Annotated in this window: 22 protein-coding genes; 13 read left to right on the forward strand and 9 right to left on the reverse strand. The window is 63.5% G+C overall.

Going from position 1 to position 24,331, the window contains the following annotated elements:
• Both gatA and gatB read left to right on the forward strand, forming a co-directional pair.
• On the forward strand, positions 1-1,602 hold the full coding sequence (gene gatA / locus ABD283_RS06260; protein ID WP_344224122.1) for an Asp-tRNA(Asn)/Glu-tRNA(Gln) amidotransferase subunit GatA: 1,602 nt from the start codon (positions 1-3) through the stop codon (positions 1,600-1,602).
• Positions 1,602-3,107 (forward strand): Asp-tRNA(Asn)/Glu-tRNA(Gln) amidotransferase subunit GatB, encoded by a 1,506-nt coding sequence (gene gatB, locus ABD283_RS06265; RefSeq protein ID WP_344224123.1) that lies wholly within the window; start codon positions 1,602-1,604, stop codon positions 3,105-3,107. The genes gatA and gatB overlap by 1 nt, the downstream gene beginning before the upstream one ends.
• Positions 3,108-3,209: 102 nt before the next feature.
• On the opposite strand, the gene ABD283_RS06270 is transcribed toward gatB, so the two are convergent.
• Complete coding sequence (locus tag ABD283_RS06270) at positions 3,210-4,496, reverse strand: CapA family protein (protein ID WP_344224124.1); 1,287 nt, start codon at positions 4,494-4,496, stop codon at positions 3,210-3,212.
• A gap of 179 nt (positions 4,497-4,675) precedes the next feature.
• Between ABD283_RS06270 and ABD283_RS06275 the strand changes: the two genes are divergently transcribed.
• Positions 4,676-5,527: a hypothetical protein gene (locus ABD283_RS06275; protein ID WP_344224125.1), complete on the forward strand. Its 852-nt coding sequence runs from the start codon at positions 4,676-4,678 to the stop codon at positions 5,525-5,527.
• Positions 5,528-5,653: 126 nt separating this feature from the next.
• Here ABD283_RS06275 and ABD283_RS06280 read toward each other — a convergent pair whose 3' ends face one another.
• From ABD283_RS06280 to ABD283_RS06290, 3 genes are all read right to left on the reverse strand, one after another.
• Positions 5,654-5,935 (reverse strand): DUF1540 domain-containing protein, encoded by a 282-nt coding sequence (locus ABD283_RS06280; protein WP_016997581.1) that lies wholly within the window; start codon positions 5,933-5,935, stop codon positions 5,654-5,656.
• A gap of 326 nt (positions 5,936-6,261) precedes the next feature.
• Complete coding sequence (locus ABD283_RS06285) at positions 6,262-6,585, reverse strand: DUF2087 domain-containing protein (protein WP_344224126.1); 324 nt, start codon at positions 6,583-6,585, stop codon at positions 6,262-6,264.
• Positions 6,586-6,788: 203 nt separating this feature from the next.
• Entirely contained in the window at positions 6,789-7,046 is a 258-nt protein-coding gene (locus ABD283_RS06290) for a metal-sensitive transcriptional regulator (protein WP_315277036.1), read from the reverse strand.
• Positions 7,047-7,165: 119 nt separating this feature from the next.
• Between ABD283_RS06290 and ABD283_RS06295 the strand changes: the two genes are divergently transcribed.
• Both ABD283_RS06295 and ABD283_RS06300 read left to right on the forward strand, forming a co-directional pair.
• A complete protein-coding gene (locus ABD283_RS06295; protein ID WP_315277037.1) occupies positions 7,166-7,753 on the forward strand; it encodes a rhodanese-like domain-containing protein in 588 nt (195 codons plus the stop codon).
• A 53-nt stretch (positions 7,754-7,806) separates the two neighbouring features.
• Complete coding sequence (locus tag ABD283_RS06300; protein WP_315277038.1) at positions 7,807-8,673, forward strand: sulfite exporter TauE/SafE family protein; 867 nt, start codon at positions 7,807-7,809, stop codon at positions 8,671-8,673.
• A 270-nt stretch (positions 8,674-8,943) separates the two neighbouring features.
• Here the strand turns inward: ABD283_RS06300 and ABD283_RS06305 are convergent, their stop codons facing one another.
• Entirely contained in the window at positions 8,944-10,350 is a 1,407-nt protein-coding gene (locus ABD283_RS06305) for an MBL fold metallo-hydrolase (protein WP_315277040.1), read from the reverse strand.
• Between the two features lie 158 nt (positions 10,351-10,508).
• Between ABD283_RS06305 and ABD283_RS06310 the strand changes: the two genes are divergently transcribed.
• The 7 genes from ABD283_RS06310 (at position 10,509) to ABD283_RS06340 (ending at position 19,147) form a co-directional block, all read left to right on the forward strand.
• Positions 10,509-12,533, forward strand: a complete 2,025-nt coding sequence (locus ABD283_RS06310) for a S9 family peptidase (protein ID WP_344224128.1) — start codon at positions 10,509-10,511, stop codon at positions 12,531-12,533.
• 172 nt (positions 12,534-12,705) lie between these two features.
• The gene (gene typA / locus ABD283_RS06315) at positions 12,706-14,613 is read left to right on the forward strand and encodes a translational GTPase TypA (protein WP_344224129.1); all 1,908 of its coding nucleotides are present in this window, start codon (positions 12,706-12,708) and stop codon (positions 14,611-14,613) included.
• A 2-nt stretch (positions 14,614-14,615) separates the two neighbouring features.
• Complete coding sequence (locus ABD283_RS06320; RefSeq protein WP_344224130.1) at positions 14,616-15,530, forward strand: PIG-L family deacetylase; 915 nt, start codon at positions 14,616-14,618, stop codon at positions 15,528-15,530.
• Entirely contained in the window at positions 15,527-16,144 is a 618-nt protein-coding gene (locus ABD283_RS06325) for a hypothetical protein (RefSeq protein ID WP_344224131.1), read from the forward strand. The genes ABD283_RS06320 and ABD283_RS06325 overlap by 4 nt, the downstream gene beginning before the upstream one ends.
• 54 nt (positions 16,145-16,198) lie before the next feature.
• A complete protein-coding gene (gene fdxA / locus ABD283_RS06330) occupies positions 16,199-16,522 on the forward strand; it encodes a ferredoxin (RefSeq protein WP_190780008.1) in 324 nt (107 codons plus the stop codon).
• A 2-nt stretch (positions 16,523-16,524) separates the two neighbouring features.
• Positions 16,525-17,670, forward strand: a complete 1,146-nt coding sequence (gene dapC / locus ABD283_RS06335) for a succinyldiaminopimelate transaminase (protein ID WP_344224132.1) — start codon at positions 16,525-16,527, stop codon at positions 17,668-17,670.
• Positions 17,671-17,845: 175 nt separating this feature from the next.
• Positions 17,846-19,147 carry a citrate synthase gene (locus ABD283_RS06340; protein WP_344224133.1) on the forward strand — a complete coding sequence of 434 codons (1,302 nt, stop codon included), beginning with the start codon at positions 17,846-17,848 and terminating at the stop codon, positions 19,145-19,147.
• Between the two features lie 300 nt (positions 19,148-19,447).
• On the opposite strand, the gene ABD283_RS06345 is transcribed toward ABD283_RS06340, so the two are convergent.
• The 4 genes from ABD283_RS06345 to dapD all read right to left on the reverse strand — a co-directional run bounded on the left by ABD283_RS06345 (position 19,448) and on the right by dapD (position 23,112).
• Positions 19,448-20,005, reverse strand: a complete 558-nt coding sequence (locus ABD283_RS06345) for a dihydrofolate reductase family protein (RefSeq protein WP_344224134.1) — start codon at positions 20,003-20,005, stop codon at positions 19,448-19,450.
• Between the two features lie 38 nt (positions 20,006-20,043).
• Entirely contained in the window at positions 20,044-21,060 is a 1,017-nt protein-coding gene (galE, locus tag ABD283_RS06350) for a UDP-glucose 4-epimerase GalE (RefSeq protein ID WP_344224135.1), read from the reverse strand.
• 19 nt (positions 21,061-21,079) lie between these two features.
• Positions 21,080-22,042, reverse strand: coding sequence for a hypothetical protein (locus ABD283_RS06355; protein ID WP_344224136.1), 963 nt, complete (start codon positions 22,040-22,042; stop codon positions 21,080-21,082).
• A 98-nt stretch (positions 22,043-22,140) separates the two neighbouring features.
• Positions 22,141-23,112 carry a 2,3,4,5-tetrahydropyridine-2,6-dicarboxylate N-succinyltransferase gene (gene dapD / locus ABD283_RS06360; protein WP_344224137.1) on the reverse strand — a complete coding sequence of 324 codons (972 nt, stop codon included), beginning with the start codon at positions 23,110-23,112 and terminating at the stop codon, positions 22,141-22,143.
• A gap of 58 nt (positions 23,113-23,170) precedes the next feature.
• On the opposite strand from dapD, the gene dapE reads away from it, so the two are divergent.
• Entirely contained in the window at positions 23,171-24,277 is a 1,107-nt protein-coding gene (gene dapE / locus ABD283_RS06365; protein WP_344224138.1) for a succinyl-diaminopimelate desuccinylase, read from the forward strand.
• The last annotated feature ends 54 nt before the right edge of the window (positions 24,278-24,331 follow it).

Consider the following 24,331-nt stretch of genomic DNA (forward strand, 5'->3'; position numbering starts at 1 on the left):
ATGAGCGAACGCATCGTAGAACTTTCGGCCGCAGACCTCGCGGCCAAGCTGGCGTCCGGGGACGTCTCGTCCGTTGACGCGGTCAACGCGCACTTCGAGCAGATCGACGCCACCGAGGGTCAGGCCGTGGACTCGACCGATCCGCACACGGGTACCGACGGCCTCAACGCGTTCCTGCACCGCAACCGCGAGGAAGCGCTGGCGGTTGCGCAGGAGGTCGACCAGGCTCGCGCCAACGGTGAGCAGCTGCACGAGCTGGCCGGTGTGCCCATTGCGGTCAAGGACCTGATCGTGACCAAGGGCCAGCCCACCACCGCAGCATCCCGGATGCTCGAGGGCTGGATGAGCCCTTACGACGGCACCGTGACCAAGAAACTGCGCGCCGCCAAGATGCCCATTCTGGGTAAGACCAACCTGGATGAGTTCGCCATGGGCTCATCCACGGAGCACTCGGCGTTCGGTCCCACCCGTAACCCGTGGGATCTCAACCGCATCCCGGGCGGTTCCGGTGGCGGTTCCGCCGCTGCGGTCTCCGCGTTCCAGGCGCCCCTGGCCCTCGGTACGGATACCGGCGGTTCTATCCGCCAGCCGGCCGCGGTCACCGGTACCGTGGGCGTCAAGCCCACCTATGGTTCGGTCTCTCGCTACGGCGTGATCGCCATGGCGTCCTCGTTGGACCAGGTGGGCCCGTGCTCGCGCACCGTGCTGGACTCGGCCCTGTTGCACGAGGTTGTCGCGGGGCACGATCCGCAGGATTCCACCTCCCTGAACGATCCCGTGGGTTCCTTCGCCGCGGCCGCCCGTCAGGGCGCCGAGGACGGCGGGCTCAAGGGCCTGCGCGTGGGCGTGGTCAAGCAGCTCACCGGTGACGGATTCCAGGCCGGTGTACAGCAGCGCTTCAACGAGGCGGTCGAGCTGTTGCAGTCCGCAGGTGCCGAGGTCGTGGAGGTCGAGACCCCCAACTTCGAGTACGCGTTGGGCGCCTACTACCTGATCATGTCCTCCGAGGTCTCCTCCAACCTCGCCAAGTACGACGGCGTTCGGTTCGGTTTGCGCGTGGTCCCGGAGGGCAACCCCACGATCGAGCGCGTCATGGGAGCATCCCGCGCGGCCGGATTCGGTGACGAGGTCAAGCGCCGCATCATCCTGGGTACCTATGCACTGTCGGCGGGTTACTACGACGCCTACTACGGTTCGGCCCAGCAGGTGCGCACCCTGGTGCAGCGCGACTTCAAAGCCGCCTTCGAAAAGGTCGACGTGCTGATCTCGCCCACCGCACCCACCACCGCCTTCAAGATCGGCGGCGTGGACGAGTCCGCGGACCCCATGCAGATGTACCTCAACGACATCGCCACGATCCCCACCAACCTGGCGGGGATCCCGGCCATCTCGCTCCCGGGCGGTCTGGCTCCCGAGGACGGATTGCCCGTGGGTATCCAGTTCATGGCCCCGGCCCGCGAGGATGCCCGCGTCTACCGCGCCGGTGCTGGCCTGGAACGATTGCTCAACGAGAAGTGGGGCGGTCCCGTGTGGTCGTCTCGCGGCGACGTCGCCACTACCGTTCGTGACTTTGCGGCCGGTGCCGCGCTGGGAGGCAAATAATGAGCGAGGACGTCCTGTCCTTCGAAGAGGCCATGGAGCGCTTCGATCCCGTGCTGGGTTTCGAGGTGCACGTGGAGTTGAACACCAACACCAAGATGTTCGACGCCGCCCCCAACACCTTTGGCGATGAGCCCAACACCAACATCACCCCGGTGTCCCTGGGTCTGCCCGGTGTGCTGCCCGTGGTCAACGGCAAGGCCGTGGAATCGGCGATCAAGCTGGGGCTGGCGCTGAACTGCTCCATTGCAGAAAAGTGTCACTTCGCCCGGAAGAACTACTTCTACCCGGATACGCCCAAGAACTTCCAGACCTCGCAGTACGACGAGCCGATCGCCTTTGACGGTCAGCTGGAACTCGAGCTCGAGGACGGCACGCCGTTCACCATCGAGATCGAGCGGGCGCACATGGAGGAGGACGCAGGCAAGCTCACCCACGTGGGTGGCGCGACTGGTCGTATTCAGGGCGCATCACACTCGCTGGTCGACTACAACCGCTCGGGCGTACCGCTCATCGAGATCGTAACCAAGCCCATCGTGGGCGCCGGTTCGCGCGCTCCCGAGCTGGCCCGCGTGTACGTTGCAGCGATTCGCGAGATCGTGAAGAACCTGGGTATCTCCGACGCACGTATGGAGCGCGGCAACGTGCGCTGTGACGCCAACGTGTCCCTGATGCCCAAGGGCACCACGGAGTTCGGTACGCGCTCGGAGACCAAGAACGTGAACTCGCTGCGCGCCGTCGAACGCGCGGTGCGTTTCGAGATCCAGCGCCACGCCGCCGTGCTGTCGGCGGGCGAGAAGATTGTTCAGGAAACCCGTCACTGGCACGAGGACACCCGGTCCACCACCTCAGGTCGCCCCAAGTCGGACGCTGATGATTACCGTTACTTCCCCGAACCGGACCTGGTTCCCGTGGTCACCACGGAAGCCTGGATCGAGGAACTGCGGGCTCAGCTGCCCGAGCCGCCGGCCCAGCGCCGCAAGCGTCTCAAGGCCGAGTGGGGTTACTCGGACGAAGAGTTCCGGGACGTCGTGAACGCCGGCGTCATGGACGAGATCGAGCAGACCATCGCGGCTGGTGCTTCCCCGGCCGTGGCCCGCAAGTGGTGGATGGGCGAGATCGCCCGTCTGGCCAAGCAAGCCGAGGTCGAGATCGTGGATCTGCCGGTGACCGCGGCCCACGTGGTCGAGGTCAACGCCCTGATCGATGAGGGCAAGATCAACGACAAGCTGGCCAAGAAGGTCATCGGTTTCGTGATCGAGGGCGAGGGTTCCCCGTCCGAGATCGTCGAGGCTCGGGGGCTTGCGGTCGTCTCCGACGACGGCGCCCTGACGGCCGCCGTGGACGACGCCATGGCCCAGATGCCGGACGTGGTGGAGAAGATCAAGGGTGGCAAGGTTCAGGCCGTGGGTGCGCTCATCGGCCCGGTCATGAAGGCAACCCGTGGGCAGGCAGACGCCGGTCGCGTGCGCCAGATCATCCTTGAGAAGCTGGGCGTACAGGGCTAGCTTCCGCTGCCGCCGGTGTGGCTACGCCGGGCGAACCTCAAGTGAGGGTCGTGCAGATTCCGAGTCAGGAATCAGCACGACCCTCACTTCACGCTGGAGGCCTTAATTCTTCACGGGAACGTCTTCACTGACGAGCCATTCGCGGAGGCCATTCTCTACCGCGGACGGCGTGTTGACGATCTGGGCGATGCGCTCGCGGTTCTGTGTGTCTTGCGCTTGCGAGCGGCAGATCCCGTTCGGCGAGTCCGAGGCCGTCGAGCACCACGCGTACTGACCGCCCTGCGTGTTCGAGCTGGGGGCCCAGGACAGGTCACTGACGTCCCAGTTGCCGTTCTCCGTTTTCGCGAACTGGAACCGTGCGATCAGACCATCGTTGTTGCTCGGCATCATGGGGGCGGTCTCCGTGACCGTGTTACCCACGCCGTAGACGATCCAGGTACCGTCGTGATTTTCGATGGGCTGAACGCTGTGGGATCCGTGCCCGTAGATGGCGTCAAAGGCGCCGGAGTTGGCCAGTGCGTGGGCGGTACGGACTTGGAAGTCATCGGCCGTATCCGTGTATTCGATGATGGAATGCATTGCTGCCACCACTACATCCGCACCGTGCTCGCGGGCCTTTTCCGCCTGACTGACGGCGTGGTCGAGATCAGCCTGGGCAACCTCCGGGTCCACGGTGGGGTCTTCGCCGTTCCGGAAGCGGTCCACCTGCCAATCATGGTCCGGCACTTTTTTGTTGAGACTGTTGGTGCCCGTCACGATCGCCACGGTGCCGGTTTCCGTATGAAGGAGCAGCGGTTCTTCAGACGCCCGCTGAGAATCGTAGGAGCCGGTGTGCTGCAAACCGGCCTCGTCCAAGGACGTCAACGTCCGATTGAGCCCCTCGGTCCCGTGGTCGACGGTGTGGTTGCTAGCTGTGGTGCACGCGTCATAACCCACCGACTTCACAGCGGTGAAAATTTCCGGGGGAACCTGGAAATCGGGGTAGTCCGCGTAAGGCCCGCCCTTTTCCGCTACGGGAGTCTCGGCATGACAGACGCCGATATCGGAGTTCTCCAGGTACGGGCGCTGCCCGGCCAGCAACGGCTCGAAATCAAAATGCTCACCGTCTCGGGGGGCAGGGTCCGTGGCGAAATTCTCCCACAACCCGTGGTGCAACAAGAGGTCGCCGGTCACGGCCATGGTGATGCAACTATCTTCCGGACACTCGGGGCCGGCTGCGGCGGCTGGCAATGTGGGGGAGGACTCGGCGGAAGTGGGCTCCGTGGACCCGGCCGCTGGATCGTTCGTCTCCTGGGTTGTATCCGAACACCCCACCAGAGCGCCCGCGGTCAACGAAACCGCGGCTGCGAGAGTCAACATCCGTGTTGGCCGGGTATCCAGGAAGCTCATGGAACAGATGGTTTCACATCCAGAAGATGATCTGCATCACATTGAGAACGCGCTTGGACTCAATCGAGTGGATTTAAGTCATTAAAATCTGACGTATTTCATGAGATGCTCTTCACACGAAGGATGCCAAAGGTTAGGCTTTCCTAAGTTTCGATAGCCACACAGAGAGCGAGGAAGCCATGGTCGAGCGAACGATTGGTGGCCAGTCTCAAGGTTCCAGCACCCGCGATCGAGCAGTGTCACTGGCACATCGAATGCTTGCGGGAGCGGGGCGCGCGGCGCTGGTTGCCTACGGGCTCGAAGGACAGCCCACGCTCGATGCCCTGGCGCACGGCATGACCGGCAGTGGCGACCTCATGGTGGCGACCACGGTGTTCTCCGGCTCCGATGACGCGGTTCTGCTCAACCCGGGCACGCGTATGGACGTTCGGATGGACATCACCAAGCTCTCCCCGGAACCTCGCGTGGAGATTCTCACGGCCAGCGCGCACATGCTCGGTCAGCTCGAATGGTTGGATTCCGAGCGCGCTTCCGATGTACTCGAGTACGACGACGTGCCCGAGATGGTCAAAGCCGTGGCCGAGTCGCCCCTCGGAATGCTCGGCATCGTCCGAGTCTCACGCGTCCTGCTGCACGACGGCGTGGGTGCCACGGCCATTCCGTTCGCGCACCTGGTCGAGCGGCATGACGACGTCGCTCTGGCCGGCTTGGGTGACATCGAGACCGTTGGTCTGGATGTTGCGTCCAGCCTGGATTCCGTTGATCTTGCCTCGCTGTGCGATGCCGTCAGCAACGGCTGGGTCGAAGCGCGTGTCTTGAGTGAGAAACCCTCTGCCGGAGGTTGCTCCCACACCAAGAACCGAGAGTTCGTGGTGGATGTCGATGTCACAGGATTGACGGTCATGCGCAACGGCGCCGAGCGCACTCGTGTGTTCTTCGTGCCCTTCGACCGCGAGTCCGTGGTGGAGTGTGGTGGTCTCTTGGCCCGTGTGGAGTCCCTGTTCGGGGCTCGAGTGGGCGCCGCCGAATAATCGACCCGGATTCACCCTCAATCTGGGGGTGGGTAGTCGCCCAGGCGGCTGGCTCGTCAGAACAAAAAACCGTGCCAGTGCGTTCGTGAAGAACGCTCGGGCACGGTTGTGTTCGGAAGTCAGTGATTACTCGGCTTCGTAGGATGCACAGTTAGCGGTGTCGCCGGTCATCTCGATGGAGGACGCGGTGCACAGCAGGTCGGTGTTGTGCTTGCACTCGAGGCGCTGGCACGCGCCAACCTGGCCGTTGGCGGTGGGCAGGCCTCCGCGAGCGTCCAGGGAAATGAAAGTGGTGCAGGATGCGGTGGAGCCGCTGCCGCCCACGGTGATGGCGGGCGCGGAGCAGCCGTTGTCGTTGTAGGCGCACGCGGTGGCGGCGCAAGCGGAGACGGCGGTCAAAGTAGCCATGATCTGTTCCTCTCAGGCGGTTCGTATTTATAAAGATACGAGCGAAAACCCCGTCTTACAAGTAAGTTGAACCTTAGATCAAACCACTCTGACGTAATTAAATTAGTGAAGTCCCATGTTCTCTAATTGCCTACCAAGGAGAGCATTGACTTGCCGTGACGGGCATCTCGCGGGTCCGCGGTCCGTGAAAAGTGTTTCGTAATTGGGTAGCCGCTAAATCATCCCTGCATTAGCTAGTGGGATTCAGGGCATCCGCGTGAAATGCACATTAATCACACATGACACCAATTGAAATGAATAACTGCTAACGCGAGTGAGCCCGGCTTCTACGTGCGGTAATCGGTGCCGTCCGGGGCTCGCATGATGTACCCGGTGTCCACGCAGTGCCGGCGAATCAGGGCCGGATCATCGCTGAACTTCTCAATCCGGTCATTGAGCTCTCGCTCTTCGACGCGCTCGTCAGTTGCCAAACATTGATCCATGATCCATCGGATCAGTCCGTCTTTGTCCGCTGCCTTGGACGGCCACCGTGCAACGCGCCCGTTCTCCAGAAATCGCTCGTAACCCTTGGGTGTGTCCCTGGCGCCCTCGGTCAAGAGCTCACGGAACACCTCGGTAGGTGACCATGCGCCGTCGGCGGTGTCGATCAAGCCTGCGCGGTGCAGGTTCAGGAGGGCCCGCGATTGCTTGGAGGTGGGCGACTCGGGGGCTTGACCGAGGATGACCCGGGCCTACATATCGCGAGTATCGGAGTTCGCGAGGGCAGCGAAAATCTGGCGCGTGTTCATTCGGCCATCCTGGCAGCCTGCATCTCATCTGTGAGGTTCGAGGGTGGCGAGTCCACTGTGAGCCGTTAGGCAAGGGAGAGGAATAGCTTCTCCATTTCCTTCTTGTCCATGGCTTCGTCCGGGTTCTTGAAGCACTGTTCGAGGCCGCTCGCGACGATCAAGAAGCCTGCGCGGTCCAGGGCTTTGGACACGGCGGACAATTGGGTGACCACGTCCTTGCACTCCTTGCCATCTTCGGCCATGCGAATGACCGCTGCGAGTTGGCCCTGGGCTCGCTTGAGTCGATTGATGGCAGGTGTGATGTCTGAGGGGTCAAGTTCCATGGGGTCTCCTGAATGTGATGTTTGAAAGCATCTTATACCCCCGGGGGCGTTTGCATACCCCTAGGGGTATCAAGCATACTGACGTCATCACTTCGGCTCAATTACTCGAAAGGACGCTCATGTCTACTCCCACCGTCACCGACGTCAGCCCTCAGACCCTCCGCGAGTGGATGGCGCAACACCAGGATCTGGCGGTGATTGACGTCCGGTCTGCGGCCGAGTTCCAGTCCCTCCACATCAAGGGCTCCTACAACGTGCCGCTGAACCTGCTGTCCGAGCACACGGAAGACCTCGTTTCCCGGCTGGGTGAGCGCGTTGTGCTGGTGTGCCACTCGGGCGTTCGGGCAGAGCAAGCGCGTCAACGGCTGGCCACGGTGGGGCTCGAATCGGCATACGTGCTTGAAGGTGGTGCCTCGGGGTTCGCCGATGCCGGTGGTGATGTGGTGCGCGGCGCATCCCGCTGGGATCTCGAACGACAGGTGCGTCTGGTGGCCGGTTCCTTGGTGTTGGCCGGTTTGGTCGGCGGAAAGTTCGTTTCGCCCAAGCTGCGTACTGTGGCCGGAATTATTGGCACCGGGCTCACCTTCTCCGCCGCTACCAATACCTGCGCCATGGGCAAGGCACTGTCGGCCATGCCATGGAATAGGGCGGCGGTGGAGCCCACCGCCACCTCGGCCATTCAGCAGATCCCGGCACGCTCCGAGTAATCCCTGAAGTTGCGTGCCCGAAGGTGCGGAGCTTTAGGGGGACAGGACTTCTCATGACACTGACTCTTGCACTGACCCTGTTGTTGTCGATCATGATCGGACTCTCGCTGGGGCTGCTCGGTGGCGGCGGATCCATTCTCACCGTTCCGATCCTCACCTACGTGGCCGGATTGGATCCCAAGGAGGCCATTGCGGCGTCGCTCTTCGTGGTGGGGGTGACCTCGGTCTTCAGTGCTGTTACGCATGCCCGCCAGGGACGGGTGAAGTGGCGAACCGCGTTGATTTTCGGGCTTGCCAGCATGGTCGGCGCGTTCCTCGGGGGACTGGCCGGCGGGTACATCCCAGGCACGGTGCTGATGATTGCATTTGCCGTGATGATGGTGGCCACGTCCTTGGCGATGATTCGTGGTCGAAAGAAGGAGAAGGAGAGCTCTGAGCGCACGGATCTGCCGATCGTCAAAATTCTCATCGAGGGGCTCGTGGTGGGCCTGGTCACCGGCCTGGTCGGGGCCGGCGGAGGTTTCCTGGTCGTCCCGGCCCTGGCGTTGCTCGGCGGCCTGTCCATGCCGGTTGCTGTGGGAACCTCGCTCGTGGTCATCGCCATGAAGTCCTTCGCGGGACTGGGCGGCTATCTCACTTCCGTCTCGCTGAACTGGGCACTCGTAGGGGCCGTCACGGCCGCCGCAATAGTGGGGTCAGTGATTGGTGCTCGGCTGGCGGGAAAGATCCCGGAAGCCGCATTGCGGAAAGGGTTCGGGATCTTCGTGCTCGTCATGGGATTCTTCGTACTCGCTCAGGAACTGCCGGGCGTGGGAGGCCTGATCGTGGCGGGTGCAGCCGGGGCTGCTGCTGTCGCCGCGCTGGTCTGCTGGTTCGCCGTTCCCCGTTGTCCCCTCAGGTCTAAGGCGTTCGCTGGCTGACCCCCGGTCGTGCGAGCTCCCTTTTCTCGAGGAAATCGCAGGCGATAAGGAACTCCCCGCCGGATGAGCTAAGTTTCAGCTCATTCGACGGGGAGTTTTCTTGAACCGGTTATTCGGGCGCAATGTACAGTGGCCTACCTGGAGTCATGCCCATGGTGCAGAGCCAATGACGGCGCTGGGTGACGGGTTCTCCACGGGAAGCCGGACACCAAAAGGCCGGGAGGCCCACCCGCAATGGGTGGACCTCCCGGCCTCGGTCGTCAGGATTTCTTAGGGAGAGGCGCTGCTGACGGAGTCCTGGTGAATTGCCCAGGCATCGTAGGAGCCCTTGAGTTCGGCCACGTCGAAACCGGCGTGGCGTAGGACGTTCGCGACGATCGAGCTACGCGCCCCGCTCTTGCAGTACGTGACGATGGTTCCGTGCTGGGGGAGCTTGTCCAAGTTCCACAGCACTCGACCACCGTGCAGCTGGGTGGCGCCGGGAATGTGTCCCTCGTCGTATTCGCTCACCGCGCGCACGTCCAGAAGCGTTGCTGCATCGAAGGATTCCACATCTCCTGGGTTGATCACCTGAGGTTTGGAAATGGGGAGCCCATCAAACGAGGTCACATATCCGGCCACCTTGTCGATGCCCACACGCACCAGGTGGTCCCAGATGCTCTGCGCCGACTCCTGGTCTTCCGCCAAGAGGACCAGGGGGCGATCATCCGTTTCCGGGTTCACCGCCCAGGCCCCATACGTGGCGGTATTGCCGGAGCCTGGAATGTTCAGTGCACCTTCAACGGTGCCATTGTGGACGGCGTCCGCGGAACGGGTATCCACGAAGCTGACTTCGTCGGCTTCCAGCTTCTTGGCGACCTCCGCGTTGTCGAGTTCTTCCAGCGGGGCGCGTTCACCCATGATCTCCGGGCCGCGGCGGTTCTGGTTCTTCATGCGGCCGAAGTAGAACGGTGCGTCAGGCTGCCCATCGAGGAGCTCGTCGATGAATCCCCGTTCGTCGTTGTTCTCCGCGTAGGAGGCCCACCAGGAGAAGCGGCGCTCATAGCCCACGGTGGTGGAGGGGATAGCGCCCAGGGACTTACCGCAGGCAGATCCGGCGCCGTGGCCGGGGAACACCTGCACGAGGTCCGGCAAGGTCAAGAACTTGTCTCGAAGGCTCTTGAACATCTGCTTGGCACCCTCGAAACGGGTATCGACACCGCCGGCGGCCTCATCGAGCAGATCGGGTCGGCCCAGGTCACCCGAGAACACGAAGTCTCCGGTGAGCATGTAGCCCGGGTCGTCCGCGAACGCGCCGTCGGTGACGAGGTACGAGAGGTGCTCGGGTGTGTGTCCGGGGGTGTGTACTGCGGTAATGGTGATGTTGCCAAGTTTGATCTCGCTCCCGTCATAGAGGCGGGTTGCGTCGAATTCGTACTGCCAATCCTGGCCACCTTCTCCCGAGACGTACATGGTGGCACCAGTGGCCGAGGCCAATTCACGAGTACCGGAGAGGAAATCTGCATGGATGTGAGTCTCGGTCACACCCACGATCTTCATGTCGTTCTTCTCCGCGATCTTCACATAAACGTCAAGGTCGCGTCGTGGATCGACCACGATGGCCTCTTTCTTGGCTTGGCAGCCGATCACGAAGCTCGCCTGGGCCAAGTCCTCGTCGTAGATACGTTCCAGAAGCATGAGGAGTTCTCCTTACTTGTGACATCGGGGAGCCTGCTGCTCCTCCGGGTGTTGACCAAAACGGTAATACCCTAGGGGGTATAGCGCAAGTACCCCCGAGGGTATTGCTGGCACAGTCCGCACTCTGGGTGTCAGAGCATCGCGTTAGTGTGACCTACATGACATTCCGTGTAGATACCCCCGAGCATTTGATCGCGTCTCCTCGCCTGTCCGGATTCAATACCCACGAATCGGGCACTGTGGTGGCCCTCCGTAAAGAGCTGTCTACTGATGGCAAGAAGTACGTGACGCAGGCGTGGTCGGTAGGGACGGACCAGGACGAGATCCAGACCCGGCAGCTGACTCACGATCAGCACGGTGTGTCGGAAGTGTGTCCAGGGGTCGGCGGCGCCCTCTTCTTCTCGTCTGCGCGCCCGGCCAGCCAGGACGACAAGGACCGCACACGGCTGTGGCTTTTGCCCCCGTACGGCGAGGCGCGGATGATTCTGGAACGGCCCGGCGGCGTCGAAGACCTCAAGCTGGGTGGCGACCGTCTGTTCTTCGTAAGTGGCACGCTCCCGTCTGCCCGCCACGCCAATGAGGTCACCGCCGAGAACGAGCGGTTGGACAACTTGCGCGAAGACTCGGGCGTGAGTGCGGTGTTGTACGAGTCGGCACCCACCCGCGATTGGGACCACGATCTGGGGCCGGATGTGCCCACGCTCTGGTTCGTGGACGCTGTCGCTGCTGCCGACGGCGCTTCGGTCCAGGACCAAGCACGGCACGTTCGACTTCCGGAGGGTCGTTTGCTGGGTTATGAGCCCTCGCCGGACGGGAGTTTTGCGGTGGTCACCGTGCAAGCTTGGATGGACGGTGGGTGGGAACGTTCGGAGATCTGGCGTGTGCCCGTCACCGACGATGGCACTGGGGAGCCCGAACTTATCCGCCCCGTCGAACAGGACACTTGGTGGGAAGCAGGTCCTGTCAGCCCGGACGGAGCCCGGGCCATCATCGTCAAAGAGCGGCTGTGGACCAGTACGCAGAATCTCTCCATATCGCTGTGCGTTTACGACTTCGCGTCGGGTGACGCACGCGAGATCCTGCCCGGAGACCAGTACTGGGGAGAGGATCCGCAGTGGATTGATGAAGCTACCGTGGTGTGCAGCGCCGATTACCGTGGCCGCGGCATTGTGCTGCGCATCAGTTGTGCACCAGGGGATGAACCGCGCGTCGATATTGCTGCCGGCGGCGATGGTCAAGGCTGGACGTACCGATCTGTTCACGTAACGGGGGAGCGGCTCTGGGCTCTGCGATCCCGCCTGGACCGACCCGAGGAGCTCGTGTCGTGGCCGAGCGAGGGATTCTCGTCGGATCCCGCACCGGTTCAGGGGCTCCTGCCCGATGCCACTCCGGCTGGGAGGCTCGAAGAGGTCACCACAGCGGCCGAGGACGGAACGGAGATTCGGGCCTGGCTCGCGCTGCCGGACACCGCCGCGGCCGAGGAGCTTCCGCTGCTCGTGTTCGTGCATGGTGGGCCGTGGGCGTCCAACAACGCGTGGTCATGGCGTTGGAACCCGTGGCCCTTCGTGGCAAGTGGTTATGCCGTGCTGCTTCCCGACCCGGCGATCTCCACCGGCTATGGCCAGCACATGATCGACCGCGGTCAGCAAGAATTGGGTGGGACCCCATTTACGGATGTCATGGCGCTGGTCGAGGCCACCACTCAACGGCAGGACATCGATGGCGAGCGACAAGCACTGTTGGGTGGTTCCTACGGTGGCTACATGGCCAACTGGGTGGCCGGTCACACAGGGGATCGATTCAAATGCATTGTGACCCACGCGTCGCTGTGGGACCTGAACACCATGGGTTCGACCACCGACAACACCGAGTGGGAGGAAGCCATGGTGCCGTCGCAAGCGGATCACTATTCACCCCATCGGTTCGTGGGTGACATCCAAGTCCCCATGCTGGTGATCCACGGTGATAAGGACTATCGCGTTCCGATTTCCCAGGGTTTGCAACTGTGGTCGGATCTGCAGCGGCACACCGCGGTGGAAGGGCACAGGTTCTTGTACTTCCCGGATGAGAATCACTGGATCCTCAAGCCGGCCAACGCGCGTACCTGGTACGAGACCGTCCTGGCCTTCGTGGACGAGCACGTTCAGGACAAGCCGTGGCACAGGCCGGAATTGTTGGGCTAAGGGAAAACTATGCGGAGTGGCTCGGGAGATGGACCCGGGCCACTTTCGTTGAGCTGCCTCCGAGAACCCATCAAAAGTGAGTGATAGGTCACGTGTGGACGAGCATGTCCATCAAGAAGAGTAGAATCGTTGAGATTCCCCTCTACCTCGATCTATGAAGAGAGACCTGCGTATGTCTGAAACCACCGCCCAGCGCGCCGATCTGCGCAACGTGGCAATTGTTGCCCACGTTGACCACGGCAAGACCACCATTGTCGATGCCATGCTCCAGCAGACGCACGCTTTCTCCTCACACGGAGAGGTCGAAGAACGAGTCATGGACTCGGGTGACCTGGAGCGGGAGAAGGGCATCACCATCCTCGCGAAGAACACCACCGTGTTCTACGACGGCCCCTCGGCCGACGGCGAGACCATCACCATCAACGTGATCGACACCCCCGGCCACGCCGATTTCGGTGGCGAGGTGGAGCGCGGTCTGTCCATGGTGGACGGCGTTGTGCTTCTGGTCGATGCTTCCGAGGGCCCTTTGCCCCAGACCCGTTTCGTGCTGCGTAAGGCCCTTGAGGCCAAGCTGCCCGTGATCCTCGTGGTCAACAAGGTGGACCGCCCGGATGCCCGCATCGAAGAAGTGGTCTCCGAGACCATGGATCTGCTGCTCGGCCTGGCCTCGGACATCTCCGAGGACTACCCGGAGATGGACCTGGACGCAGTGCTGGACGTCCCCGTGGTCTACGCTTCCGGCAAGGCCGGTCGCGCTTCCACCGAACAGCCCGGCAACGGTGAGCTCCCCGACAACGAGGACCTCGAGCCGCTGTTCAAGACTATCATCGAGCACATTCCCGCACCTACCTATCAAGAGGGCGGCGTGCTGCAGGCGCACGTGACCAACCTTGACGCTTCCCCGTTCCTGGGTCGTCTGGCTCTGCTGCGTATCTTCAACGGCACCCTCAAGAAGGGCCAGACCGTTGCGTGGGCCCGCCAGGACGGCCAGTTGAAGAACGTTCGGATCTCCGAGCTGCTGGCCACCAAGGGCTTGGACCGCGTTCCTGCAGAATCTGCGGGCCCCGGCGAGATCGTGGCCGTTGCCGGTATCGAGGACATCACCATTGGTGAGACCCTGACCGATCCGGAGAACCCCCAGCCGCTGCCGCTGATCACCGTGGATGATCCCGCGATCTCCATGACCATCGGCATCAACACTTCTCCGTTGGCCGGCCGCGTCAAGGGCGCCAAGGTGACGGCCCGTCAGGTGAAGGACCGCCTGGACAAGGAGCTCATCGGTAACGTCTCGCTCAAGGTTCTGCCCACTCAGCGTCCTGACGCCTGGGAAGTTCAGGGCCGTGGCGAACTGGCTCTGGCCATCCTGGTCGAGCAGATGCGCCGCGAAGGGTTCGAGATCACTGCCGGTAAGCCGCAGGTGGTCACCAAGACCATCGACGGCAAGGTGCACGAGCCCTACGAGCACATGACGATCGACGCTCCGGACGAGTTCCTCGGCGCCATCACCCAGCTCATGGCCGGACGTAAGGGTCGCATGGAGGGCATGGTCAATCACGGCACGGGTTGGGTGCGCATGGAATTCAAGGTTCCGTCGCGCGGCCTGATCGGCTTCCGTACCAGGTTCCTGACCGAGACTCGCGGTGCCGGCATCGCGTCGTCGTACGCGGACGGTTACGAGCCGTGGGCCGGTGACATCGAGTACCGCACCAACGGTTCGCTCATCGCGGACCGCGCCGGTGTGGTCACCCCGTTCGCCATGATCAACCTGCAGGAACGCGGTACGTTCTTCGTGGAGCCCACGTCCGAGGTCTACGAAGGCATGATCGTGGGTGAGAACTCTCGCGCTGACGACATGGATGTGAACATCACCAAGGAGAAGAAGCTCACCAACATGCGCTCCTCCACCTCGGACAGCTTCGAGCACCTCACGCCTCCGCGTAAGCTCACGCTCGAGGAGTGCCTCGAGTTCGCTCGCGAGGACGAATGCGTTGAGGTTACCCCGGAGGCCATTCGTATCCGCAAGGTTGTCCTGGACGCCAACGAGCGTGTGAAGGCTGCTCGTCAGCGGGCTCGCGTCTGATTATGAGCATTCCGCAATACCCCACAGCGGGCACGGTCACCGAAGGCGCAGTGGATTCACTGCTGCCGTCAGACCGTGCCCCGGGGGGGGCGCGGATCCTGTGGGTTCATGCCCACCCGGACGACGAGTCCATTGCCACGGGCGGCTCGATCGCCCACTACGCCCGCAACGGTGCCAGCAACGTGCTGCTCACCATGACGCGCGGTGAACGCGGTGAGGTCATCCCCGCACCACTCCGTCACCTGGAAGTCGGCCAGCCCGGCTGCCCCGACACCGACGGCACGGCCCTGGGCCTGTATCGCGTGGGGGAGCTCGACGACGCCGCCGCGGCACTCGGTTTCTCCGATCGATTTTTCGCGGGGGAGACTCCCGCCCTCGATGAGTCCGTAGGATTCGCCAACGGACTGGGCCGTTACCTGGATTCCGGGATGAGCTGGGGCGACGACGGTAGGGCACAGCCCGCCGAGGACGTCTCCCCGGCAGCCCTCACCTCCGCCACCGAGGATGAGGCGGCGTCTCACGTGGCTGCGGCCATCCGTACAGTGCGGCCGCACGTGGTGGTCACCTACTGTGACGACGGCGGGTACGGCCACCCGGACCATGTGCGCACCCATCACGTCACGATGCTCGGCATATCCCAGGCGGCCACTCCCGCCAACGGAGCGGAAGCTTGGGACGTACAGCTCGTGTGGGGAACCGAGGGCGACGTGGATCTCGCAGATCAGCGTCAACAGGCCGTAATTGCCGGCGACCTCGACGCCAAACGAGCGGCCATGACCGCCCACGCCACCCAAATTGTTTTGCCGGAGGACGCACCCGAGACGTTCGAACTGTCCAACGGTGTTCCGCAGGCATTGACAGCTACCGAGCACTACCGCTTGCTCAGCGGTGACTCGTCCAGCGGTGATCACTCGTGAGCAGCACCGAACGAACATCCGTGAACCCGGCCCCGTGGCAGAACTCCGCCGGGAACGGGAACCGCGTGGACCAGGCCGCCACTGGAGACAACTCCGCCGGCCGACTTTCCGCGGATGACACTAAGCCTGCTGTCGCGGATCCCGCCGTTGCGAATTCGGTGGACGAACCCGCCGCGGCGAACGATGCCACCGAGACCGGAGCGGCGTCGGCGCGCCCGACCAGCCTGTCCTCCGTGCTGACCACCGTGATCACCGGCCTGTTGATCGGCTCCGTGGCCACCGTGATGCACGCGAACATCTGGTACGTCAATGAGTCTGTGTGGCTGCCGTGGGGACTGCTGTTCTCCGGCGCGCTCGTGTGGTTCGCAAGTGTGTGGTGCGGCACCGCGACCCGCCGCGTCTGGGGCGCGGCGGTTCCAGGATTGTTGACGTATGTGCTCTCGTGGGCTTACGCCTATCTCAAGAACGGCTCGGCCCTGGTGGTCACCTCGTGGGACGCGCCCATCGGCATGGTCGGCTACGCGTGGTTCGCCGTGATTTTCGTGGCCGTGATGGCCGCCGTGATTATGACGGGCCGCTACATCGTCCGACTCCGTCGGCAAGCACGCCGCTGACCACCCGGTTAGACTGTTGGCTGATCCCCTCGAACCAGGAAAGGTACGTTTACCGTGACATACGTGATCGCTCAGCCTTGTGTGGACGTCAAGGACAAGGCATGCGTCGAAGAATGTCCCGTGGATTGCATCTACGAGGGAGAACGCTCCCTGTACATCCACCCGGACGAGTGCGTGGACTGCGGCGCGTGCGAACCGGTGTGCCCCGTGGAAGCCATTTACTACGAGGACGACACCCCGGAAGAGTGGGCCGAGTACTACAAGGCCAACGTGGAGTTCTTCGATGACCTGGGATCTCCGGGTGGTGCCGCCAAGCTGGGGAACACCCACAAGGACCACCCGATCATCGCCGAGCTGCCCCCGCAGAATCAGGACTGAACGTGACGCAGCCGCGCGCCTTCGGACTGAACCTGCCGGACTACCCGTGGAATTCGCTCGCGCCCTATCGTGAGCGCGCCGCTGAGCATCCGGACGGCACGGTGGACCTATCCATCGGCACGCCCGTTGATCCCACACCGCTCGTGATCCAGGATGCGCTCGCCACCGCTGCGGACGCGCCCGGGTATCCCACCACGCACGGAACCCCCGCGCTGCGCGAGGCGATCGTGGACTGGTACGCCCGACGCCGCGACGTCGCCAACCTGGACCCGGCCGCCGTGATGCCCACCGTGGGTTCCAAGGAACTGGTCGCCTGGCTGCCGCTGCTGCTGGGACTGGGCCCGGGGGACGTCGTGGCGCGTCCGACCGTTGCTTACCCGACCTACGACATCGGGGCGCAACTCGCCGGAGCTGAGGCCGTGGCCGCCGATGATCTGGACGACCTGGACCCCGAGGTGCGTTCACGCGTGCGGATGGTGTGGGTCAACTCACCGGGTAACCCCACCGGAATCGTGCGCGACGCCGAAAGTCTCAAGAAGATCGTGGACCAGGCGCGAGCGCAGGGAGCCGTGGTCGTCTCCGACGAGTGCTACGCGGAACTGGGCTGGGGTGCTTGGGACGTCGCAGAGGGCGGCGAACCCGTGCCGTCGGTGCTGGACGAGCGCGTGACCGGGGGAGACCTTTCCCTCGTGCTGAGCGCGTACTCGTTGTCCAAGCAGTCGAACCTGGCCGGATACCGCGCCGCCTTCCTGGCAGGCGACCCCGCTCTGATGCCGTCGTTGATCAACTCGCGCAAACACGCGGGCATGATCGTGCCCTACCCCGTGCAGGAAGCCATGCGGGTAGCGCTCGCCGATGACGCCCACGTTGCGTCCCAGAAGGCGCTCTACCGCGAACGCCGCGCCAAATTACTCCCCGCCGTGGAAGCCTTCGGTCTACGCATCGACCATTCCGAGGCCGGTCTGTACCTGTGGGGCACCGCGGGGGAGGACACCTGGGAGACCGTTGGCCGCTTTGCCGAGCTGGGTATCGTGGTGGGCCCCGGAACGTTCTACGGAGACGCCGGAAACGGTTACGTACGGCTGTCCATGACCGCCAGTGACGAGCGGATCGACGCAGCTGTAGCACGGTTGCGCGAGGCTGTGTAACCACACTCGACGCGGCTCGAAAGAGTGGAACCTACGCCACACCACGGGGTAGGTTAGATGATGATCAAACTGTGTCCCAGTATGTGCGTGACAGTCATGGCAACGCAGTTGTTGCTGTGAATGGGACCGCGAACCGCTCGCGGGGCACCCCAAGCAAACCGTGGAGGACAACACCATGGCAGAGGCCAAGAAGAACGCCCAGAAGGTTGAACTGAACTACCAGGACGGCAAGGCTTTGGAGCTGCCCGTTCTGGAAGTCACCGAAGGCAACCAGGGCTACGGTCTGGGTTCGTTGCTCAAGGAAACCGGCAACGTGACCTACGATCCCGGCTTCATGAACACGGCCAACACCAGGTCCCAGGTCACCTACATCGACGGTAACAACGGCATTCTCCGTTACCGCGGTTACCCGATCGAGGAATTGGCGGAGCACTCCAACTTTGTGGAGACCGCCTACCTGCTGATCTACGGTGAGCTGCCCACTCGCGAGCAGTACGAAGACTTCGAGCACCGCATCACCACCCACACCATGGTTCACGAAGACATCAAGATGTTCTTCAACGGCTTCCCGCGTTCCGCGCACCCCATGCCCGTGCTGTCTTCGGCCGTTTCCGCGCTCTCCACGTTCTATTCGGACTCCCTGGACCCGTTCGACAAGGAACAGGTGGAGATCTCCACCATCCGCCTGCTCGCCAAGGTTCCCACTCTGGCCGCCTACGCGTTCAAGAAGTCCATGGGTGAGCCGCAGCTCTACCCCCAGAACAAGCTCAACTACGCAGAGAACTTCCTGCGCATGTGCTTCGGCGTGCCCGCCGAGGACTACGAAGTGGATCCGGTGGTCGCCAAGACCCTGGACATCCTGCTCATGCTGCACGCGGACCACGAGCAGAACTGCTCCACCTCCACCGTGCGCCTGGTGGGTTCCTCGCACGCCAACATGTTCGCGTCCGTCTCCGCCGGTATCAACGCTCTCTACGGCCCGCTGCACGGCGGCGCCAACGAGTCCGTGTTGCACATGCTCGACCAGATCCAGAACCGCGGCCTGTCCGCGGACGAGTTCATGGAAAAGGTCAAGAACAAGGAAGACGGCGTCCGCCTCATGGGCTTCGGACACCGCGTGTACAAGAATTACGACCCCCGCGCCAAGATCATCAAGGGCTACGCCCACGATGTTCTGGCCAAGCTGGGTGGCAACAACGAAATGCTCGATCTCGCGATGAGCATGGAAGAGAAGGCGCTCGCAGACGACTACTTCGTGGAGCGCAAGCTCTACCCGAACGTGGACTTCTACACCGGCCTGATCTACAAGGCCATGGGCTTCCCGGAGAAGATGTTCACCGTGCTCTTCGCGATCGGCCGCCTGCCGGGCTGGATCGCCCAGTGGCGCGAAATGATCGAGGATCCAGAGACCAAGATCGGTCGCCCGCGCCAGCTCTACGTGGGTGAGGGCGAGCGTCACTACCCGACCTCCAAGTAAGCTTCACGCTTCAGCGCAACACCCCGTCACCGACTCAGGTCGGTGGCGGGGTGTTCTGCTGTGCGGTGGTGCCTTGCTGTTCAGGGAACTACAGTGACCGGGTACGGTGGCGCTCGTGGGACGACGGCGCCGCGCGTTACCTTGCGTGGCACACCACTCCCGTCCACGTCTGAGGGGGAGTTCGGACCGTGCGCTGCACCTGAGGTGTCGCTGGAACCCTCGGTGGGGTCAAGAAGGGTTCTAACGGCGCATGAGACGTCAGCGAAGGTACTAGCGGCGCATGAGGTGCGCGCGAATGTTCTAACGGGGCACGTAGCGTTGCGCGACCGCGCCGGAGGCGTACTCGACGCAGTCCACCAGCTTCAGGTCCAGGGGCTTGGACAGCCCGGCGAACAACGTGGGGCCGTGGCCGGCCACGCGGGGATGCACCACGAACTCGTATTCGTCGATCAGCCCGAGGTCAGCCAGGGCTAGCGGTAATGTCACGCCACCCACGTACAATCCTTCGCCGGGCTCAGCTTTGAGAGCGCGTACAGAGTCAGCCAGGTCGCCCCGCAAGAACTCTGAGTTCCAATCGAGACTGTCCAGGGTGCTCGAGACCACGTACTTCGTGGCCGAGTCGATCGTCTCGGCGAAAGGCACCATCCACGATTCCATCCAGTCCGGCCACCCACCGGTGGAAGGATCACGGCGCCAGGCCGCCTCCATCATGTGGTAGGTCACCCGTCCGAAGATGAGGGCGTCGGCACGCGCAATGGTTTCAGCTGCGTGCCGATGCAGCTCTTGGTCCGCGATTCCCTCGCGGTGATCGACGCAGCCGTCCAACGTGACGTTGATGGAGTACCTGAGCGGTCTCATGGCCCCAGGCTACGCCCGGGGCGAGCATCCGGGCAGGGTCAGCCGTCGTAGCCGTTGGGGTTGTTCTTCTGCCAGTTCCAGTGATCGCGGCACATGGTGTCCATGTCGCGGTCAGCGGACCAGCCCAGTTCGGCCAGGGCGGAGGAGGGGTCGGCGTAGGACACGGCGGCGTCGCCGGCTCGGCGGGGCGCGATCTCGTAGGCGATGTCGCGACCGGAAGCCTTCTGGAACGCCTCTCGAACCTCGAGAACTGAATAGCCGCGTCCGGTACCCAGGTTCCACACGTGCACGCCGGGGTCTTGGCTGATGCGGTCCAGGGCCTTGAGGTGCCCGTCGGCCAGATCCACCACATGAATGTAATCGCGCACACCGGTGCCGTCCGGAGTGGGGTAGTCGTCGCCGAAGACCATGAGCTTCTCGCGGCGGCCCACGGCAACCTGCGCCACGAACGGCATCAGGTTGTTGGGGATGCCTGAGGGGTCCTCACCGATCCGGCCGGATTCGTGCGCGCCCACAGGGTTGAAGTACCGCAGCAGCGCCACGGCCCAGCGCTCGTCGGAGGCGGCGAGGTCCGCGAGCATGTCCTCGATGTGTTCCTTGGTGCGCCCGTACGGGTTCTGCGCGTCCATGTTCTGCTTCTCGGTGAGCGGCATGGTCTCGGGTGCGCCGTACACGGTGGCCGATGACGAGAAGACGATGGAGCGGCAGTCGTTCTCGTCCATGGCCCACAGCAGGTTCACGGTGCCGGACACGTTGTTCGTGTAGTACCACAGGGGCTTTTCATTGGACTCGCCCACGGCCTTGAGGCCCGCGAAATGAATGACGGCCTCGGGGCGGTGACGTGCGAACACGTCGTCGAGTCCGGCGCGATCCAGCAAATCGACTTTCTCGAACGCGGCAATCTCGCGGCCGGCCAATTCCTGGACCCGTTCCAGAGAGGTCTTTGAGGAGTTGGAGAGATTGTCCAACACCACCACGTCATGGCCTGCTTGGAGCAGAGCCAGAACAGTGTGCGAGCCGATATAGCCGGTTCCACCGGTCACGAGAATCTTCATGGGCACCAGCTTAATCAGTTCAAGCTGGATCCTGGCTTGTTGCAGTACTGATCACCACTTGTGTGGACGATGGCGCCGTTTGACCGTCTTCGGTCAGTTCTTCGGCGGACTCCCATCCGGGCACGGGAGAGAAGCGGGTGGAGGTCTGATGTTCACGGTCCCAGGTCTGCCCGTCGTAGCTCACGCGCGTAATCCCCAGACGTTCTGCGTTCGCCACGGACCAGTGCGCTGCGGCCCAGCCGGCCTCAGAATTCTCGGGATCGACGACGGCGCTCTCACCGTCCGCGCGCACCTCACCCAGCGTGTCGCCGTAGTCCCGCTGGAGTCCGACCGTGGTCCGATCAGCCCGCTGAGCGGGAGTTGCGGCACCGTCAGCGGTGGAGGGGGATTTCGCCACCGGGTCCAAGATGCAGTTGAGCAAGCCCGGCTGTGTGCCGTGGAAGGCATCCGTGAGAGCGGTGGAACTGCCCTCGTGCTTGGCGTAGCCGTCCGGAACACCGGACTGTTGGACGGCCTGGGCTGCCTGTGTCACGGACATCGAGTGGTAGTCCACGTGTTCCAGGTGGTTGTAGAAGGCCACCGTGGCGTAGTGGGGATCCATGATTTCTTCGATGGTGCCCCAACCTTGCGAAGGTCGTTGCTGGAAGAGTCCCACGGAATCCCGATCACCGTAGTCGATGTTGACCAGTTCGGATTCTTGCTGGGCGGTGGCCAGTGCCACCACCGAGGCCCGGTGATCCATGTCCCGTGCCAGTGCCTCCGCGGAGACGATCGAGGCGTTGAGCGTCTGCTCCGGGGTGAATGTGTGTTTGTCACCGGTCGAGGAGACCACGGTGCACCGTGGGTCGCCCACGGCGGGCTTGCCGGCAATCAGGTTGACACCCACGAATAGGGCAGCCGCAATCAACGCGCAGACCAGGACAATGATCAGAATGAGTTTGACGGCGGCATGGCGGCGACGACCGAATGACGTGGAAGGCATGATTCCCCGGAGTGGACGGTTGAAGAGTCGAGTCTAACGCCGAGCCCGCGGCACCTCGGAGCGAGATACCGCGGGCTCACCGGCTTCAGTGGGTGTTCCTAGTTGGCGTGCAGGGCGGGGTTGAGCTCAATGGCCCCACCCTCGCGGGGCAGCGCCTCGACCGCACCATTAGTCGAGTTGCGGCGGAACAGCAGGTTGGAAATGCCGGACAGCTCGGAGGCCTTGACCACGCGGGAATCGGCGCGAGCTTCGAGCAGGGTCACGCGCGTTCCGGCGGTGACATAGAGGCCGGCCTCGACCACGCAGTCATCGCCCAGGGAGATGCCAACACCCGCGTTGGCGCCCAAGAGGCAACGCTGGCCCAGAGTGATGCGCTGCTTGCCGCCGCCGGACAAGGTACCCATGATGGACGCGCCACCGCCGACGTCGGTGTGGTCGTTGACCACGACACCGGCGGAAATACGTCCCTCGACCATGGCGGAGCCCAGGGTACCGGCATTGAAGTTCACGAAGCCCTCGTGCATGACGGTGGTGCCCTCGCCCAGGTAGGCGCCCAAACGCACGCGGTCCGCGTCGCCGATACGCACACCGGTGGGCACCACGTAGTCCACCATGCGGGGGAACTTGTCCACGCCGAACACGGTCACGTGCCCACCCGCGCGCAGCCGCACGAGGGCGGTGGTCAGCTCCTCGGCCAGAACGGGACCGCGGCTGGTCCACGCTACGTTGGCCAACTGGCCGAACACGCCGTCCATGTTGAGGGTGTTGGGCTTGGCCAAGCGGTGGGACAGAAGGTGCAAGCGAAGGTAGGCGTCCGCGGCGTCGGCGGGGGCGGCGTCGAGATCGATCACGGTGGTGACGATTTCGGAACGCACGTTGCGATCGGGATCGGTAGTCGCGGCCACGCGCAGGTCTGCCTCGAATGAGGTGTCGGCATTGGGGCTCAGCGCGGGAGCCGGGTAGAACACGTCCAGGACGGTGCCGGCCTTGGGGCCGGAATCGACCACGGTGGCCAGGCCTACGCCGGAAGCAGTGCGGGAAGTTTCGGTGCTCTCGCTCGTTGAAGTCATGAGCACCATCCTAGGATGTCCGCCACCGTGTGACGCGAAGGTGACTAGGCTGGCCCGCATGGACTCCAGCACCGCACCCGTTGAACTCGATCTGACCCTGGACCCGGCGGACCTTACCGCAGCGCTCGTTGATGTGGAATCGGTCTCCGATCACGAGGGCCCCCTGGCTGACGCCGTGGAAAACGCGCTGCGTCGCCTTCCGCACCTGGACGTGCACCGAGACGGTGACTCCATCGTGGCCCGCACGAACCTCGGGCGTGACGAGCGGGTGGTGCTGGCCGGGCACCTGGACACCGTGCCCCTGCCCACCGTGGAAGGTTCGCTGGGCACGGTCCCGTCTAAGCGACGTCGAGAATCCGGGCGCGCGGTGATCTACGGACGCGGTACCACCGACATGAAGGGCGGCGTGGCGGTGCAGCTTGCGCTGGCCAATGCGCTGACCGAACCCAATCGGGACATCACCTTTGTGTTCTACGACCACGAGGAAGTCGCCAGCGACGCCAGCGGGCTGGGGCGCCTCATGCGCAACAGCCCCGAGCTGCTCGAAGCAGATTTCGCGGTGCTCCTCGAACCGACCAACGGCACGGTGGAGGGCGGTTGCAACGGCACCATGCGTTTCCGCATCACCACGGCGGGCAAGGCCGCGCACTCGGGCCGCGCGTGGATCGGGGACAACGCGATCCACAAGCAGGCGGACGTGCTCGCCCGGCTGGCGGCGTACGAGCCCCGGACCATCACCGTGGAGGGGTTGGACTACCGCGAAGGCCTCAACGCGATCCGGATCGGCGGGGGAGTGGCCGGCAACGTGATTCCGGACAACGCCTGGGTGGACATCAATTACCGCTTCGCCCCGGACAAGACACTGGCGCAAGCGCAGGATTACGTGCGTGAGGTGTTCGAAGGCTACGAACTGGACTTCCAGGACCTCTCACCAGCGGCACGCCCGGGACTGGACCGCCCCGCAGCAGCCCAGTTCGTGGCCGCCGTGGGCCAGGATCCGATGCCCAAGTACGGCTGGACGGATGTCGCTCGGTTCTCGGAAGCCGGCGTGCCCGCCGTGAACTTCGGACCCGGTGACGCACTGCTGGCCCACACGGATGACGAGCACGTCTTCGACGACGCCGTGCGCGAGTGCCACCGGGCGCTCGCGGAATGGCTGTCCTAACTCATCACGGTCTGACACACGAAAGGGTTCCGGAAGCTCCCGGAGCCCTTTCGT

Source organism: Kocuria atrinae (assembly GCF_039531425.1).
GTDB lineage: Bacteria > Actinomycetota > Actinomycetes > Actinomycetales > Micrococcaceae > Kocuria > Kocuria atrinae.